1 pseudogene is annotated in these 1,841 nt (G+C 38.7%); it reads left to right on the plus strand.

From position 1 onward, the window contains the following. Positions 1–265 (plus strand): annotated as a pseudogene (locus tag ACFIO3_RS12445) (nuclease); the annotation flags it as partial. Positions 266–1,841 lie beyond the last annotated feature (1,576 nt).

A 1,841-nucleotide genomic window follows, 5' to 3' on the forward strand; every position in this document is an offset into this window, starting at 1 on the left:
TGTTACGTGTCGCCAAGCACGTGTCATTCAACAGGTTCATTATGCACAATGTTTTGTGGATGGGGTTGATCTTGCACGGTTGGGGCTGACAGAAGGCTTAATGGTTTTGACAAAAGATCAGCATAATTTCCCATCACCCGCAGACTATAAAAACTTACAATCTGCTGCTCAAAAAGCAAAAAGAGGCTTGTGGTCAAGCAAATTTGAAACACCTGAAGATTGGCGAAGAGATCACGGAAGCTATAATCCCATTGACCATTATTGATAAAGCGTCCTCTTAAGCGCTATTTAATTTTAATGAAGACAATATTCTACTGCGAATCTTAACAGGTAAAAGTTGATCACAATCCATATAGATCTTGATGGACAACGCTCGTTATGGAAAATTGTTGGGTTTAAAGCTTGCTTTTTGCGTATAGGTTGTTTACTACAGCGCTATGTGGGAGTGCGTTTCCTCGGCTTATGTCATTTCGTTTTGCTTTTTAAATGAAAAGCTTTTTGTCTCTCAAACTCTTAATAATCGCCCCCCAAAATCATGACATTAGACCCGCATTTAATGAAAGGGAATTACCAAGCTTTTGGAGGGAGAGACAAGGGCACCCTGTAAAAGCACACCATTAGGCGCACGTGCTCTTAACCAATAACCAAAAGGCTTTTCTTGTCCTTCTCACGCAACTTTGAAATCATGATTAAAGAGAAAGCTTATAGGGGGTATAAATAGCACTTTATAGGTATCATAGGTGTTAATCGAAAAAACTAGAAAGAAAATTGCAAACCCTAGTTTTATCGTGTTGAATATTTTTGTATTGCTTTTACCTTGACATGCTTTTTTCAAAGCTACGAGTTGTTTCCAAGAGAGGGAGACACAATGGCAAAAAAATAAAAAACCAACTGCGTTAACAGAAGGGGTTCTAAAATACTTATACGGTGAATTAAATTCTTCGTACTTCCTAATTTAATTTATCCTATTATGCCGTAAATACCGTTGTGTAAAGCGATGATAGAAGGCATGAAAAGCTTTGCATATTAAGTATTTTTAGATATCGTGGTATTTTAGGGTAGGGTTTGTCTGACGCGCTTATGGAGTAACAAGCCGACATCATCACCCGCTTTGCCTGCTCGTGGGTGTTGCGACAGACCTTGGCACTAGAGAGGGTTCATAAGAGCTATGTTTAGTCCTTTCTTATACAAATTTTATCCACACACTCATCCCGCTTGTAACGTGCAAGCGAATAGTTTTGATTGATTCAAGATAAATAGGTTTGAAATGAAAGAATCTTACGATATTCGGGGCTCTCATTCAATATACAAAACAGTTCATTATCATTATAAATCAAAACCTTGCACGCTTATGAAGTAAATCGCATGTGTGATCAGCTGGTCGAACTTGCTCCGTGAGAAACTGGACTGTTGACAGCCCGATGGCTGGTAGGATCCCCCATCCTTTGAGGTGTGGGGAGGAGGTCAATTCCAAAAAACAACAAGTTGCTTCAACTTATTAAATGAGAACTTTTAACGCAAGCTTTGCTTAACGTTGCGATGTTCATGAAACATGGGGTGCAATCTGAAAGGGATTTAATCAAATCTATGGAATTTTTAGCTACAATGAAGGGAATTCTCCCTCATGTTATCGAAAAAACTAAAAAGACTATAAGAAAGAGTGCTTTCTTTTTTATATAAGAAAGCACTCTTGGGGGGGGGATTAAGGGGCAGCTTTACATATTTTAATTTGAAAAGCTGTCCTTTTTATCTTTTTTCCACAGGAAATAAGTTGCAAGTCCGAGAATGGGAACACTCAATTTGGCAAAAGGGAGATGTTGACTGAGAGCTGCAAGGCTGGA

It is taken from the genome of Bartonella sp. AD328YNZD (assembly GCF_042196425.1).